The 14753-nt window shown below is 64.1% G+C and carries 13 protein-coding genes and 1 pseudogene; all 14 read left to right on the top strand.

All coding sequences use genetic code 11. The features are described 5' to 3' along the window. Positions 1-13 precede the first annotated feature (13 nt). The 14 genes and pseudogenes from FHS96_RS27530 (at position 14) to FHS96_RS27465 (ending at position 14628) form a co-directional block, all read left to right on the top strand. On the top strand, positions 14-1216 hold the full coding sequence (locus FHS96_RS27530) for a DUF3800 domain-containing protein (RefSeq protein WP_429599550.1): 1203 nt from the start codon (positions 14-16) through the stop codon (positions 1214-1216). A gap of 211 nt (positions 1217-1427) precedes the next feature. Continuing rightward, positions 1428-2843 (top strand): hypothetical protein, encoded by a 1416-nt coding sequence (locus FHS96_RS27525; protein ID WP_429599548.1) that lies wholly within the window; start codon positions 1428-1430, stop codon positions 2841-2843. A gap of 63 nt (positions 2844-2906) precedes the next feature. Further along, a complete protein-coding gene (locus FHS96_RS27520; protein ID WP_429599546.1) occupies positions 2907-4082 on the top strand; it encodes a DUF3800 domain-containing protein in 1176 nt (391 codons plus the stop codon). A 681-nt stretch (positions 4083-4763) separates the two neighbouring features. Next, a complete protein-coding gene (locus FHS96_RS27515; RefSeq protein WP_429599544.1) occupies positions 4764-5555 on the top strand; it encodes a hypothetical protein in 792 nt (263 codons plus the stop codon). A 154-nt stretch (positions 5556-5709) separates the two neighbouring features. Further along, a pseudogene (locus FHS96_RS27510) lies at positions 5710-5958 on the top strand (SOS response-associated peptidase family protein); the annotation flags it as partial. An 88-nt stretch (positions 5959-6046) separates the two neighbouring features. Continuing rightward, positions 6047-6979, top strand: a complete 933-nt coding sequence (locus FHS96_RS27505; protein ID WP_429599541.1) for an ABC-three component system protein — start codon at positions 6047-6049, stop codon at positions 6977-6979. Then, positions 6976-7215, top strand: a complete 240-nt coding sequence (locus FHS96_RS27500; RefSeq protein ID WP_429599538.1) for an ABC-three component system middle component 6 — start codon at positions 6976-6978, stop codon at positions 7213-7215. Before FHS96_RS27505 ends, FHS96_RS27500 begins: the two co-directional genes overlap by 4 nt. Positions 7216-7217: 2 nt before the next feature. Further along, positions 7218-8993: a DUF2326 domain-containing protein gene (locus FHS96_RS27495; RefSeq protein ID WP_429599535.1), complete on the top strand. Its 1776-nt coding sequence runs from the start codon at positions 7218-7220 to the stop codon at positions 8991-8993. 482 nt (positions 8994-9475) lie between these two features. Continuing rightward, positions 9476-10312, top strand: a complete 837-nt coding sequence (locus FHS96_RS27490; protein WP_429599532.1) for a TIGR02391 family protein — start codon at positions 9476-9478, stop codon at positions 10310-10312. Between the two features lie 18 nt (positions 10313-10330). Further along, complete coding sequence (locus tag FHS96_RS27485; protein ID WP_429599530.1) at positions 10331-10639, top strand: GNAT family N-acetyltransferase; 309 nt, start codon at positions 10331-10333, stop codon at positions 10637-10639. Positions 10640-10941: 302 nt separating this feature from the next. Beyond that, positions 10942-11781: an alpha/beta fold hydrolase gene (locus FHS96_RS27480; protein ID WP_429599527.1), complete on the top strand. Its 840-nt coding sequence runs from the start codon at positions 10942-10944 to the stop codon at positions 11779-11781. After that, positions 11774-12919, top strand: a complete 1146-nt coding sequence (locus tag FHS96_RS27475; protein ID WP_429599525.1) for a PAS domain-containing sensor histidine kinase — start codon at positions 11774-11776, stop codon at positions 12917-12919. The genes FHS96_RS27480 and FHS96_RS27475 overlap by 8 nt, the downstream gene beginning before the upstream one ends. Before the next feature lie 41 nt (positions 12920-12960). Next, positions 12961-13368 carry a response regulator gene (locus FHS96_RS27470; protein WP_429599523.1) on the top strand — a complete coding sequence of 136 codons (408 nt, stop codon included), beginning with the start codon at positions 12961-12963 and terminating at the stop codon, positions 13366-13368. Positions 13369-13743: 375 nt separating this feature from the next. Further along, the gene (locus FHS96_RS27465) at positions 13744-14628 is read left to right on the top strand and encodes a sensor histidine kinase (RefSeq protein WP_429599520.1); all 885 of its coding nucleotides are present in this window, start codon (positions 13744-13746) and stop codon (positions 14626-14628) included. Positions 14629-14753: the final 125 nt, after the last annotated feature.

Genomic DNA, 14753 nt, shown 5'->3' with positions numbered 1-14753 from the left:
CTGTGCCGCTCGGATGCGCCCCGATCTGGATGCAGTCCTCGTAGCCTTTCGTTACAGCAATGCCTATCTCCGCCCCATGGTGACGACGATCTACTGCGACGATGCCGGCTTCACCGGCGACAATCTGCTCAATCCCGATCAGCCCTTCTTCGCTTATGCGGCGACCGCCGTGGAGCCTTCTCAGGCGAACGGGCTGGTCGCCGAATTGCGGTCGCGCTTCGCGATCGGCACCGCAGAGCTCAAGGGCAAGGACCTGTACCGACGGGACTGCGCACCCAAGCTGATCGCCTGGCTGACCAGCCTGCTGGGCGGCCGCACCACCATCGCGCTCAACCACAAGCTCTACGCGCTCAGCTGCAAATTCTACGAATATATCTATGAGCCGGTGCTCGCCGAGAACAGCCGCTTCTTTTACGATCGGGGCGTCCATGACTATGTCGCCATGGTGCTGTTCGCCTATCTCCAGCGTGGCGATCAGACCGCCGCGCGCCTTACCGAGCGGTTCGAGGCGATCATGCGGCGGCAAAGTGGCGCGCCGGCGCTCTATTTCGATCCTACGGCACAGGACCAGTCCGATCTCGCCATCGAACCGATCCTGCGCTTCGCCGAGGCCAATCGCGAGCAGGCGATGGCCGAGCTAGACGACCTCGCCGACGACACGGGCCGGATCAAGTTCGTCCTCGACCTCAGCCTGAGCTCGGCCCAGTCGGTGCTGACCACCAGCGGCGAACGCTACGGCGAGATCGACGTTGTCATGGATGAATCGCGGCCGCTCGAGGCGTTCAGCGACTTCTTCAACAGCTTTGTGAGCCGCACCGAAACCGCCTATTTCGAGTTTCGCGGGCGCCGGCAGCCGCTGACCTTCCATCTCCATCGCGAACTGCGGTTCGGCTCGTCGAAGGCGGATGCCGGCCTGCAGCTCGCCGACATCTTCGCGTCCTTCGCCGCGCTCGCCGCGCGTGATCGCGACACGCCGCGTGGCCGGGCCATCCTCGAGCATCTCCTGCCGCTGCTCGACGAGGGCGCGCTCTTCCCGAAATATGAGATGCTCGATCTCAGCCGCAAGGAGATGATGGCCACCATGTGCCTCGTCGCCGAGCTGACCCGCCGCGCCGAGGCCCGGCTGTCACTTCTCGACGGGATCGAGGCCTATGCCGGGTTCATCGCACGGCGGCTCGACAGCGATCCGCCCGACTTCCGGGCCGCCGGCGCATGAATTCCCGATAGGACCTTGCGATCGCGACGGGGGTGTACCAAATATCCTCGATCAGCGAGGCAGATGACCGAGCTGATACGCACCGCAAGGGACTGATCGATCGCCTTGACAGGCTCCAGGCTAATACCCTGGGAGGCCGGTTAAAGACGGATCGGGAGTAATCAAGGGACGGCGATCGTAATTCGCCGTCCCTGTTTGCATGAGGCTTTTCGTGTTCGCGACCATTTCGATCCCGATCTTCGACGAGCGCCATTTCCTGCCCGCGCGGACGTCGCTGACCCGGCGGCCAAGCTGGCCGGCGCCCGGGCTGTCGCGCGCGCCCTTCCAGCGCAATCTCGGCGCGATCGTCCCGCGGCCGCTCGGCGGCGTGCTGGGCTGGGCGGGCGAGACCCAGATTTGCGAAGTGCGGCGCTCGCTGGTCGTCGAAGCGGGGGACTGGATGCCTGAAAGGGTGCCGCTCCGCGCCAAATATAAGCGCCTCTACGCCGATGGCGAAGGCGGTGCCTATTTCTCGATCGGGGTCGTCATCCCGCAATTTCGCGAGGAGGGTATCGCACCGCTCGGACGGGACCTCGAGCAGATCCTCGCCGCCCGGCTGCGCTCACCCGGGCGAGGCACGACCGCTGCGCTGCGCGACGCGGGACCGATGATCGCCGATCTGTTCGGGACCGGCGCCACCAAGGGCAACCCGGCCGGGACCTGCGGGCTCTTCACCGCCAAGCCGCTGATCACCCTCCAGGGTTCGCCATTGCCCTTCGACCCCAAAGGACGCGGCCACCGCCACGGCGGCGAGATCGACGGCGTCCGCTATGCGATCAGCGAGGTGTCGCGGCAATTCGCGCCCCCGTTGGGTCTCCCGGTCTTCGTGCTCGAGGCCGAGGACGGCCGGCCGCGCGATCGGCTGCGGACCGCCCGCATCATCGTCAACCGGCTCTATCTCGAGCTGTTCTGCTTCGAGCGCTGCTTGGCCCTGCTTCTCTCACCTCGGCTCGACACGCTCGATGATGATGGGCTCGGCCTGTTGAAGGCCCGGATCGCACTGTCGGCGGAGCGGCTGACAGGTCACCGGGCGCCGCTGCTCGCCGACCGGCTCGACCTCTATGCCCAGCTTGGCGCCATCTTCGAACGGATCCACCAGCCTGGCCAGATCGACGAACTACATAATGCGCTGCGCAAGGCGGGCGCGAGCCCAAATCTCGCCCGCGCCGTCATGACCGCGGCGGAGAAGACCCGGGCCTTCGAGACCCAGTTGGTGCAACATGTCGGACCAGGAGCGACCATCACCATGTCCACCTACAATAATTACGGCCAGGCCGGCGCGATGGGCAACAATGCCCAGGCCTCGGACTTCACCCAGCAATGGGCGAACCTCGCCAAGGATATCGACCTGCCGGCCCTGGCGGACCAGCTAGCTGCGCTCCGCGCCGACCTGGCGCCCCAAGCAAGCTCTGCGGCACAGATGGGCGAGCTCACCGCGATCGTTGAGGCGCAAGAGGCGGCGACCGCCAAGGATGGGCCGGGCGTGCTCAAGAGCCTCGCCAAGGTCGGCAAATGGTCGCTGGGCGCCGCCGAGAAGATCGGTGTCGCGCTGGCGGCCGCCATCATCAAGGACGCTGCCGGCCTGTGATGGGCGGGAGCGGCCTGGCCTCGACCTGGCGCCGCCCCGGCCGCCCGGCCGAGAGGATCGACCATGGCCGCTGAGGATGGGACGGTCACGCAGGATATCGCGGAAATCCGCGCGATGGCGATCGCCATGGGCGAGCTGACCGGGCTCGACGAGGTGCGCACCTTCTATCATGACGAGACCAACAATATCCGGAAGCTGCGCATCGACGAGCGCGGCTTCAATGTAGACACGCTCAAGACCTTCGTGCTCGGCGGCGTCAGCCATGCCGGTCCGCCCAGACCGCTCGACATGGCGAGACTGCGCAAGGCGCTCGCGACCCCGGCGGCGGTCGCCGAGCTGAAGGTCGATAATATCGCCAAGGGCGACTTCACCCGGCTGATCGCCTCGCCCCGGCTCGCCATCGTCCTCGACTGGGTCCGCGATCAGGGCCTGGTCTGGCACTATAGCGAGCTCGACCCGCTCTACTGGTCGATCGTCGACATCATCGATTCGATTCTGCCCGAGAGCGGCAACCCGATGCTGTTCATGGCCGCTTCCCGTATCAAGAGCGACCTCCACCTCATCTTGAGCCAGAACATCCCCGCGGTCGTCGACCTCTTCTATCGCCATGACTATCCCGGCCTCGCGCCGGGCACGCACCGCGCCTTCCTGAACGAGCTGCGCGCGCTGGTCCGCGACCATCTCGATATCCTGCCGCATTTCGAGGGGATGATGCTGAAGGGCATCGTCGAGATGGGGCGCTCGCTGGAAGGGCTCGAATTCGTCGAGGACAATGCCCCCCATCTTCTCATCGCGGAGTTCAGCGCCTTCTATACCCAGCGGATCGCGCTGTTCCGCAACGCCCACCATATCCTCGACATGGAGCCCGTGATCCGCGCCCAGTTCGAGCGGTTGCCGCTAAGCGCGAACGGTGTCCCGGTCACCAATTACCGCTTCGCGGACTCCAAAACCGAGGCCGGCATCCAGATCGCCGATATCGTCACCGGCCTGCTCGGCAAGATGCACAGTTTCGTCGCCGAACAGCCGCGCGAGGCGATCATCGCGTTTCGCGACGAGCTGCCGGCCGATGCGCTCGCCAATCTCGACCGGATCCGCGACGCACTCACCCTCTCCGACCGCGCCAACCGCGCCTTCATCCATCATGTCGCGAGCCTGCACGATATCGACAAGCTCGACCTGCTGCTGCGCTTCGGGCATGGTCTTTATGCTGGTGGCGGAGCGCCCGCCTTCAGGCTCTAGGCCGGCGCGCCATCCGACACGTCTGGGGCGTCGCTCATACGATCAGGCCCCCCCAGGGGTGCCGTCCGGTGGCCTCATGTAGATGCCGGCAGGATCTCGTCCGGGTCCGCGGGCGCCGGGTGCGGCTTCGATGCCAGCGTCCGGCCGCGCGGCCGGCTCGGATCGGGTCGGCAAGAAACAAAGTCGCCGCCGCATCGTCCCCGAGCAACGCTGAAGCGCCCGCCATTTCGTGGAGCCCCGCACCATCGAGCCCGTGATCGGCCAGCCGCGCATCGAGCGCATCGATCCCGAATGGCAAGACCAACACTCGCTCCGATGCGGCCGGCGCAAGCGCCAAGCGCAGGGCGGCGAGCTGATCGGCGCGCGCGGGCGAATGGGACTAGGGCTGGGCGGGTATCGGACTCACGACTTATATGTTCGCTATATGCTCCGAGGAACTGAGGCGTCCGTCAAGCCGTCGAGAATTTCGGTTCGGTTTCACCCTGCCGCCGGGCACGACAGCGTTGACAGCGCCCGGAACCCATGGAAATATGGGCTCCAAGGCCAGTCGCAGTGGCCTGCCGCCTGCACCAGCAAAGCCTTCGTGGCGCTGCCCCGATATCAGAACCCGCCCCGTTTTTCGTGGGTCTCGGGACAACGGCAGCAGGCGACGTTTTCCTCAGAGATCGATGGAGAACGACGATGGCGACCTATGTCTTTCACAAGCTTTCGGACCTGAAGAAACGTGCCAACCGCTTGGCGCGCGAAGAGAACCGTCAGCGCCACGACGCGCTCGATGAGACGGCGCGCCGCGGCGGCTACCAGAACTACGCCCATGCCCGCGTCTGGCTGCCCGACCTCCAGTCGAGCCCCTTCCACCGGATCGAAATTTACCAGCGCTGGCGCGACACCAAGGCGCGGCTCGCCGGGACCGCCTCGGTCACGGTCAAGCTGCGCACGCCGCTGCTCGAACTGATCAAGCTGCACCAGCTCGAGGGCTATCTCGGCGGCTGCACCCTGCCCCATGCGACCCGGGTCGATGTCGACGGCTTCATGCGCGACAAGAGCGCCAGTCGGCAGGATGTGATGCGGGTCGCCCGCGCGCTCCAGTTCATGGACGCGACCCGGCTGAAGCCGTCAGGCTCGCAGCGCCGCTATCCGAAGGGGAAATGGGACAACCGGCCCGAGCTCGCCGACCATGACCATGGCTGGTACGACCCCGAGGCGCGGGTCCACCTGCTGATGAGCGAGCCCTATCGCGGCGACAGCGCCGAAAGCCCTGCACATCTCGCCTGGGAGCAGCGCCATGGCTGGCGGACGATCAAAGTCGAACGCACCAGTATCTATGGCCTGGGCACCGAGCTCTTCCTGATGGGCCCCGAACACTATCTGCCGACGCTCGCCGCCAAGGTCGCGCGGCTGATGCGCTCGCCCGATCCGCTCGCCCCCGAGGCGGTCGAGACCACCGAGCACCCGCTTCCACGCGGCTTCTGAGCTTCAGCGATGGCGGAGCAGCGCGCTCCGCCATAAGCTTGGCTATATCCTAGAAGGCGAGCCCCGGTTGGCTGGCATGGAGCGGCGGCGGGAAGACCCAGCTGATGTCGAGACTGCCCGTGGGCAGCGGGTCAAGCTCTAGGACGGCAATTTCTTCTATATCGCCGGCCTCTGGGAGCCGCCGATGGCCGATTGGGCATTGAGCTACCGCCTCATCACTGTGGCCGCCAACCCGGACGTGGCCCCGCATCAGCACCGGCACGGGGCCGTCATCCTGCGCCGTCAGCTCATGCAGTGGCTCGACGCCACGATCCCTGACGCCGAGCTGCTTGCGCCGCCCCCGCGCGGGACCTTCCGTATCGATGTCGTCGATGACCAAGCCGAGCTGTCGCTTTTGCTGTGAACGGACCGGCCAGGACCGCGCCATCATGGACGCAAAAGTGTGTGGCGGGCGCGGGCTTTGCGGCTAAGGTCGCGGCCGGGGGGACGCCATGGACACGATCGATTATGATTGGGAGTGGCAGAAAATGCGGCTCGCCAACGCTTTGCACGACCTCGTCGGCGACCCGTTCGAGCAGTATTTCCAGAGAATTGCCAAGGCCGTCTGGCGCGAGGATTTCACCGCAACCACGCCGATGGGCTCGCGGGGCGACCTCAAATGCGACGGCTACCGCCATTCGGCCGGCATGGTCTTTCAATGCTATGGACCGCGCTACGGCAAGGTCGATGTCGAACCCGCGCTCAAGAAGATCCGCGAGGACTTCACCGGTGCCAAGGACCATTGGCAGGATGCGCTGAAGGCCTGGCGTTTCGTCATGAACATCGACCGCGACAAGGCCCCGTCCGAGGTCGCGCTCGAGATCAAGACCCTGTCGACCCGCCTCAAGGTGGAGGGGCTGCCTTGGGGCCGCGCCGAGATCTTCGGCCTCGCCCAGGACATGCCGGCGGCCGAGCGGATCGCGATGTTCGGCCTGGCGCCGCGCCCGACCGACATGGCCGGCATCACCTATGAGAATATTGGTCGCGCGCTCAGCCTCATCAAGCGCGGCATCGCCGAGGACAAGCTCGATCCCGTGGTCTTGCCCCCCGATCTCACCGAAAAGGCCGATTGGAATGCGCTCCCCCATGGCGCCCAACAATATCTGTCGGTCGGACAGGCCGGGGCGAACCGCGTCCATCAATATCTGATGGACCAGGTCGATCCGCAGGAAGCCGAGCGCATGGCCGAGGGTTTCAAGGCCCGCTATGGCGAGTGCCGCGCCAGCGCGATGGAGCCCGACCGGATCTTCCAAAAGATGATCGTCTTCGCTGGCGGCGCGAGCGATGATTCCGATCGCGACGTCGCCGCCCTCTCGATCGTCGCGCATTTCTTCTCGACCTGCGAGATTTTCGAGCAACCTCCCGCTAAGCAGGCCGCGACATGATCCTGCCGACAAAGAATATCGCGCCTGATCGCGCGCTGCTGACCCTGTCGGGCCGCATCTTCGATGCGCTGGCGATGCCACGGACGGTGTCGGGGGTCTGGGACGAGGTCCGCAGCCAGAGCCGCGACCGCCCTATCGCCTATAGCTGGTTCATCCTCGCGATCGACCTGCTCTACCTTTTGGGCCTCGTCGGTATCGATCAGGACGGCCTGCTCACCCGCCGATCGGTGGCCTGACCATGCTCCATCGCCTGTCCGCCGACCGCCCCAGCTTCCAGACCATCGAGTTCCGGCCCGGCCTCAACATCCTGCTCACGACCAAGAGCGCAACCACCCCCGAGAAAGGGGTCCGGGAGCGCCTGCGCACCCGTAACGGCGCAGGAAAATCGAGCGTCATCGAGATCCTCCATTTCCTGCTCGGCGGCCAGCATCATGGCGCCCTGAAGGCCGCGATCCTGGCAGAATGGCTGTTCACGCTCGATCTCGATGCCGGCCCGCGTACCAAGGTCAGCCGCAGCGTCGCCGGCCGGAAGACGGTGCTGGTCGAGTCCGGCGTAAAGCCCGCCGACGGGCTCGATCTCGTTCTGCCCGCCCTTCCCAAAGTCGATCGCATTCTCAACAGTGACTGGTGCGACCTGTTGGGCGAACGCTGGTTTCGCCTCGATGCGGACCGGCAAAAGGGGGCCGCCAGCTTCCGCAAGATGATGGCCTATTTCGCTCGACGCCGGCGCGATGGCGGCTTCGAGAATCCCGTCCACAGCCGCAGCGGACAAAGTGCCGCCGACACCCAGACGACGCTCGCCGAGCTGTTCGGGCTCGACGCCGAGCTGGTGCGCCGCCTTCATGAGGCCAAGGCGGCGATCAAGAAGCTCGATATCGCGCGCAAGACATTGGCGGAGATGGAGGCGATGGCGCCGCAAGGGCGTCGAAAGGTCGATCTCGAGGCCGAGATCGCCGCCCAGATCGCGGCGGCCAAGCTCAGCCGCGACCGGCTCGACGAGCGCGTGCGCGAGTTCAACGTGCTCCCCGCCTTTCGAGAACTCGAATATGAGCTGGCATCACTCAACCAGCTGTTCCGGGATCTTTCGGATCGCGACGTCATCGACCAAGAGGTCGTCACGATCAACGAGCGGGCGCTCGCCGCCGAGGCGCCGGGCGAAAACACCGACCTGCTGCGGCTGTTCGAGGAGGCCCGACTCGTCTTCCCCGACCGAGTGCTGGGCCGCTACGAGGAGGTCCAGTCCTTCCACCGCCAGCTCGTCGAGCATCGTCAGGCGCATCTGCGCAACGAGCTCCACGCGGCCCGGCGGCGGATCGAAAACCGCCAGCCGCAACGCGAGCGGCTCGAACAGCGCCGGCGCGAGATCGCCGCGGCGTTGCGGTCGAGCGGGCCGGCCGAGACCCTGCTCCAGCTCCAGAATGAGCTCGCCGAGCAGCGATCGGTGGTCAGTGGGCTCGAGGCCCGGCTGAGCGAGGCGAAGACTCTGGAGGATCAGTTCGAACAACTGGGTCGTGACGCCAAGGAAGCGGCACAGGCGGTCAAGCAGGACAAACGCGAACGCTCGACGATCGTCGAGCAGGCCAGCACCACGTTCTCCGCCATCTCCGAACGCCTGTTCGAGAAGCCGGGGACGCTGGCGATTTCGGCCGATGACGACGGCCTGCGTTTCGTGCCGACCACGCCCTCCGACCAGAGTGCCGGCGTGATGAGCATGGAGATCTTCTGCTTCGACTGGACGTTGGCGACGATCGCCCATCAGAGGGGCCGTGGTCCCGGCTTCCTCATTCATGACAGCCATTTGTTCGAGCCGGTCGACGGCCGCCAGTTTGCCCGGGCTCTCACGATCGCTGCTGAATTCTCTCGGGAAACCGGCATCCAATATGTCGCGCTGCTAAATTCCGACGAACTGGCCCGCGCGGAGCGTGAGGGCGACGTGAGCTTCAGCGAGTACGTCCTCGATACGGTTTTGTCGGATTCGCCCGAGGGCGGGCTGTTCGGCATTCGCTTCGACTAAGCGCTCGGCAAACAGTTCGGAGAATGGCGCCTGTCCAACTGCTGCGAACATAAGTTGCCCGCCCGCGCACGCCCATCATCGTTGCATCGAGCAAGATGCGGCGGCGCTTCTCGAACACTTTGGCCCAGGCAACCAGATTGGCGACGGAGGTCTCGTCCTCCAGCGTGATGAACATGACGCCGTTGGCCGAACCGGGTCGCTGCCGCAGGTGCACAAGACCGGAGATTTCCCCCCTTGATAGGTGCGCGTAGCAGTCGCCCCAGGCGCCCTGGCGCATCGCAGATGGGCCAAACATCTTCTCGCCATCGGTACCGTCCGATAAGGATCGGCTCATGATCGAAATCCATGACGCGATACCTGACCATGAGGCACTGCTTGCACTCGCGCCCGAAGAGCTGGCGGGCAAGCTGCTATTCCTCATGCGCAACCGCTTCGAGCGCGACAAGAACCAGCTCCAGACGAGCAATTTCATCACCGAGGTGATGACCGAGAAGCTGCCCTCGGAGGGCGGCAAGGGCTATCCGCACGAGGCGCGCGTCTCGGTCGCCTTCGCGCTCACCGAAGCGATGATGTGGTTGCAGGCGCAAGGCCTGCTGATCCCCTTTCCCGCCGATCATACGGCGCCAGGGCGCATGCTGAGCCGCCGCGCCCGCGCCTTCGAGACAACCGAGGATTTTCAGCAGTTCGTGATGGCGAAGCGCCTCAATCGCGAGCTGCTCCATCCGGCGATTGCCGAAGAAGTGTGGCTGGCGTTCGTGCGCGGTAATTTCGCGGCGGCCGTTTTCCAAGCGATGCGCGCGGTCGAGATCGTGGTGCGCGAGGCTGCAGGCTTCGAGGCGAGCGATCACGGCGTAGCGATGATCCGTCGGGCGTTCCATAAGGACAACGGGCCGCTGCGCGATCCAAACCAGGATGAGGGCGAGCGCGAGGCGCTCATGCATCTCTTCGCCGGCGCGATCGGCTCCTACAAGAATCCGCATTCACACCGAGCGGTGGAAATGAACGATGCGGGTGAGGCGATCGAGGTGGTAATGCTGGCGAGCCACCTGCTCAGGATTGTCGATGCGCGCAGGCCCGCCCCCCCGCAGGGCGAGCCGGGTCCAGTGGCGGAAGCGGCGGTCGCCGCCGCGGCGAGCAGTGCCTGCGGAAGGCTGAACGATGGCGCAGATGACCGATCCGATGAGCGCGCTGGTGCAGTTCCAGGAGGCGTTCGAGCAGGGCTTGATCCCGGTCCAGCCGACGCGGCGGGACAGGAACCTCCTGTTCGCGCCGGACACGCCCAACGGGCCTCCGCCAACTATATGCGGGCCGAAGGGTAGACGCTCACGGTGCTGGTGATGTTCGCCCAGAACGGCCTGGAGGATGGCGAGCCGGTGGTCAACATCGGCTATGCGGTGCCCGAGGCCTATCGCGGGCACGGGCTTGCCAAGGCGACACTGATAGCGGCGCTCGCCGAACTGTCGGCAGGGCTCGCGGGCGCGCGAATTTCCGCGATCCATATCGAGGCGGTGATCGCACCGGACAACCTAGCGTCGCTGCGGGTCGCAGCCGCTATTTTCGACGCCGCGCCGACACCGATCATCGACCGCGAGTCCGAACTGCCGGCGCTGCACTACACGCGCCGCGTAGCGTCACGGGCCGGCTGACCGGCGCTCGATAAGTCGGTGCGTCCACAGTAGCGACTAGTCCGCCGGCCGGTCCGCAATCGACCAGCTCAAGACATTCCTCGTCCTTGATCTGAGCGACGGCTTTAGATGACATCCGCCATTCGCGTCGCACAAACCGGCCGGCGGACTTCTCACCCAATTCCAAGCCTGTACCACTCAGTTTGAGGCCCTTGCCGCCCCATCATGGTTTTGTCACAACTCTACGCTGTGCTACGAAGGAATTCTCGGACCGCGACGACGATCGTTATCCGCCGCAGAATGCGAGGTAATCGATCCGATGTGTGTATTCCGACTTCAGAATTATTGCGATGCCGCCTGAGAGCAGCTCCATTTCCACAGTCGAGAAGCGGCTGAACGTGAAAATCGCCGGAGCCGGGAATCAGGCGATGATGTTTGCGCATGGTTTCGGCTGCGACCAGAATATGTGGCGCTTCGTCGCGCCTGCGTTCGAGGCCGACTTTCGCACGATTTTGTTCGACTATGCCGGTGCCGGTGAATCCGATCTTAAGGCCTACGATGCCGTGAAATATGGATCTCTCGACGGCTACGCGAATGATGTCGTCGAGCTCGCTCGGGCTTTGAATGTGAGAGACGGGATCTTCGTCGGCCACTCGGTCAGCTCAATGATCGGCCTTACTGCGGCACGGATGGCACCCGAGCTTTTCTCGACGATCGTGCTTATCGGGCCTTCGCCCTGCTACATTGACGATGGCGACTATGTCGGCGGTTTCAGCCGCGCACAGATCGAAGAGCTTCTGGAATTCCTAGACACCAACCACGTGGGCTGGTCGCAAGCGATGGCCCCCGTGATCATGGGAAACGCCGATCAACCGGAACTTGGCGAAGAGTTGACCAGTAGCTTCTGTCGCACTGACCCCGACGCCGCCAGGCAATTTGCTCGCGTCACATTTCTGACGGACAGCCGCGAGGATCTTCGCGACGTGAACGCTCGCGTCCTGATCCTCCAATGCTGCGAGGATGTCATCGCTCCGCCAGGCGTCGGCGCCTATGTCCACAAGGCGATACCTGGGAGCGTTCTGGTAACGCTCGACGCCACCGGCCATTGTCCCAATCTGAGCGCGCCCGAGGCCACGATCGCCGCGATCAAAGCCTTTGTCTGAGCCTCAGCACCATGCGGCGCCTGGCGCAGTCACGATCAACTTCGAGGACCTCTTCGAGACGGCGCCATGTGGCTATCTGCTGGCTGACCGCGACGGCCGCCTGATCCGGGCTAATCGGACCTTTGCGAACTGGGTTGGCGTTCGGCCTGAGAATCTTGTTGGAAAGCGCCTTCCCGACCTTCTGACCATTCCGGGCAAGATATTCTACGAGACGCATTTCGCTCCGACGCTGCGCATGCGCGGGCAATTGAACGAAATCGCACTCGAAATTGCCACTTCCGGACAGCAAAAGCTGCCCGTACTCGTTAATGCCAATGAAAGCCGCGGAGACCGTAAGGCGGACTCGCTCGTGAGGTTTGCCGTGTTCCTGGCGGCAGAAAGGCGAGGCTACGAGCAGGGATTGCTCAACGCTCGCGACAAAGCCGAAGCGACGATTGTGAGTGAACGAGCAGACTCGGAATTACGCGAGCAATTCATCGCGGTCCTCGGACACGACCTACGCAACCCGCTGGCTTCAATTACGAGTGGCATTCACATGCTGGCGAAGGAAACTCTGAGCGAGCGTGGCCGAAAGGTTGTCGCCTTGATGGGCGGAAGCGTCGTCCGTGCGGCCGGGCTCATAGATAATGTGATGGACTTTGCGAGGGGGCGCTTAGGCGGCGGGATCACTCTGGCCCGTGACGCGAGCGAACCTCTTGAGCCCGTGTTACGCCAGGTCGTCTCCGAACTCCGGTCCATCTCTCCAGACCAGGAAATCGTGGCCCACTACTCGATGCAGGAGCCGATCGTGTGCGATCGGATGAGGATCGGTCAGCTCCTCTCTAACCTGCTGGGCAATGCGCTCACTCACGGCGCGAAAGATCAGCCGGTACGGGTCGACGCTACGACCTCGCTTGATGAACTGGTGATCGCCGTTTCCAATGGTGGGACCCCGATCCCACCCCCTGCGATCGAGAAGCTGTTTCAGCCTTTTTTTCGCGGGCATGACCGCGCTCGGCAAGGGCTCGGGCTAGGTCTGCATATCGCTTCCGAGATCGCACGCGCCCACGACGGCACGCTGGTGGCGCGGTCCGACGAGGTCGCAACGACGTTTATTTTTACCATGCCGCTGCCAAATGGCGGATTTCTTGCGTCCTGATTGTACCAAAGACGTAGCCCAGGCGTTCTGGAGCATACACTATGACCGGGCAGTTCCCGGGCGGAGAGCCGGGAATGTCAAATGCTATCACTATATTGACCGTGCTGGTCGTCGAAGATGATGTTCTTGTGCGCATGCATGGGATCGACATCCTCGAAGAGGCTGGATTTCATGTCATCGAAGCGGACAATGCCGATGATGCGCTAACGATCCTGAACGACGGAGCACTGGTTCACCTATTGTTCTCGGATATCGATATGCCCGGCAGCTTGGATGGGCTCGGGCTTGCCCAGCTTGTTCATATCCGTTGGCCGCTGCTGCCTCTGTTGCTGACCTCAGGGCATCATCGGCTAGCCGACGACGATACACCGAAGGGCGCGAAGTTCGTCCGCAAACCCTGGAGCTCGGACGCCCTGCTGAGTCATGTAAGGCAGCTCGTAGCAGCCTAAGTGAGAGCGCCAGGCGGTTACTGCTGTCGAGATCATTGACGCGGTGGCTACATCTCCGGCGTCCGGTGCGATCGTGCCGCTCGGCCTCGCGCTCAAATACCGTCGCCCGAGCATCGCCTGACAATGCGATCCCGCACAGCCGTCGGTCGCGTGTTCACGGTTACGAATGACCAGTTTGGCGTAACCAGACGCTCCCGTTGATGGCGGCAACTGGTATCAATGTCCCAAACCCTGTCGTATACGCGGGCTGCCTCCATTCGGCGCTTGCAATTAGCGCCGTGGTGCCGCCGTTGTAAACATGCCGGGGACAAGTCAAAGACAAAAAAGTGCTCAATACCCCTTTTCAGCGGGTTTACGTTGATGCGTTGAATCAACATGCCTATCCGCCTCGAATATTGCTGGCCCTATTCGATCGACTGGCCGCAGCTGTCCGGCGCGATCCGCATCGATCGTGCAGGCGCGGGATGCGAGAGATGCGGTGAACCGCAACTGACGCGGGTGGCTCATCTCGGCGACGGACGCTGGTGGGATGCCGGAGCCCGATGTTGGCGCTCCGAGCGAAGCAAGCCGATGGCGGTTAAGAACTTCGGCCTGGCGCTCGTAAAACCACCTATGTGGTTCTCGCCTGCGCGCGTCTTGATCATGATCCTGGAAATAGCGCTCCGGCCAACCTCGCTGCGCTATGTCAGCCATGCCAGCCGGCTCGGCGGGGGGATCACGCTCGTGCGCGACACCGACGAACCGCTTGAGCCCGTGCTCTGGCAGGCCGTCGAGGAACTTCGCACGACTGCGCCGGAACGAACGCTTCTGGCCGACTATGATCTCGATGACCCGATCGATTGCGACCGTGGCCATATCGGACAGCTCCTGTCAAACCTGCGCGGAAATGCGTTGATGCACGGCGCCAGGAATCAGCCGGTTCGCGTGTCGGCAAGGACGACCGAAGCCCTGTTGCGGTTCGCGGTATCGAATGGCGGCACGCCTATTCTGGCGGCGGCCATGGAGCGCCTCTTCCAACCGTTTTTCCGTGGCCAGGTCAGATGCGACCGCGACGGCCTGAGGCTCCACGTCGCGCGTGGACACGCTCTGTGCCATCCTCGACAGAAAATAGGCCGGGCAGCGGCTACTGCGGCTGTGCGGTCCACCTGGGCTCCAGCCGCCGCGCGGAAATCCTCAGCCGCCGACCCGCCCGGACGCTCAGGCGTCCAGCGAGCCCTTGACGGACGGCGCACGGCGCACCATCTTGAAAACTGTCGGTGATGGCGCATGCTTCACCGGATCGCACTTGGCAGCGCTGGCTCCCGCTTGTGAAAGCGACGATGTCGTCGCGGAGCCAGTGTGAGGGCACTTGCCCGATGACAGTCGATAATTCCCCCTTCGGTTGC

It is taken from the genome of Sphingomonas zeicaulis (assembly GCF_050433225.1).
Lineage (GTDB): Bacteria > Pseudomonadota > Alphaproteobacteria > Sphingomonadales > Sphingomonadaceae > Sphingomonas_D > Sphingomonas_D zeicaulis.
Note: the sequence above shows the minus strand (reverse complement) of the source record. Positions and strands in the feature narration are given on the sequence as shown.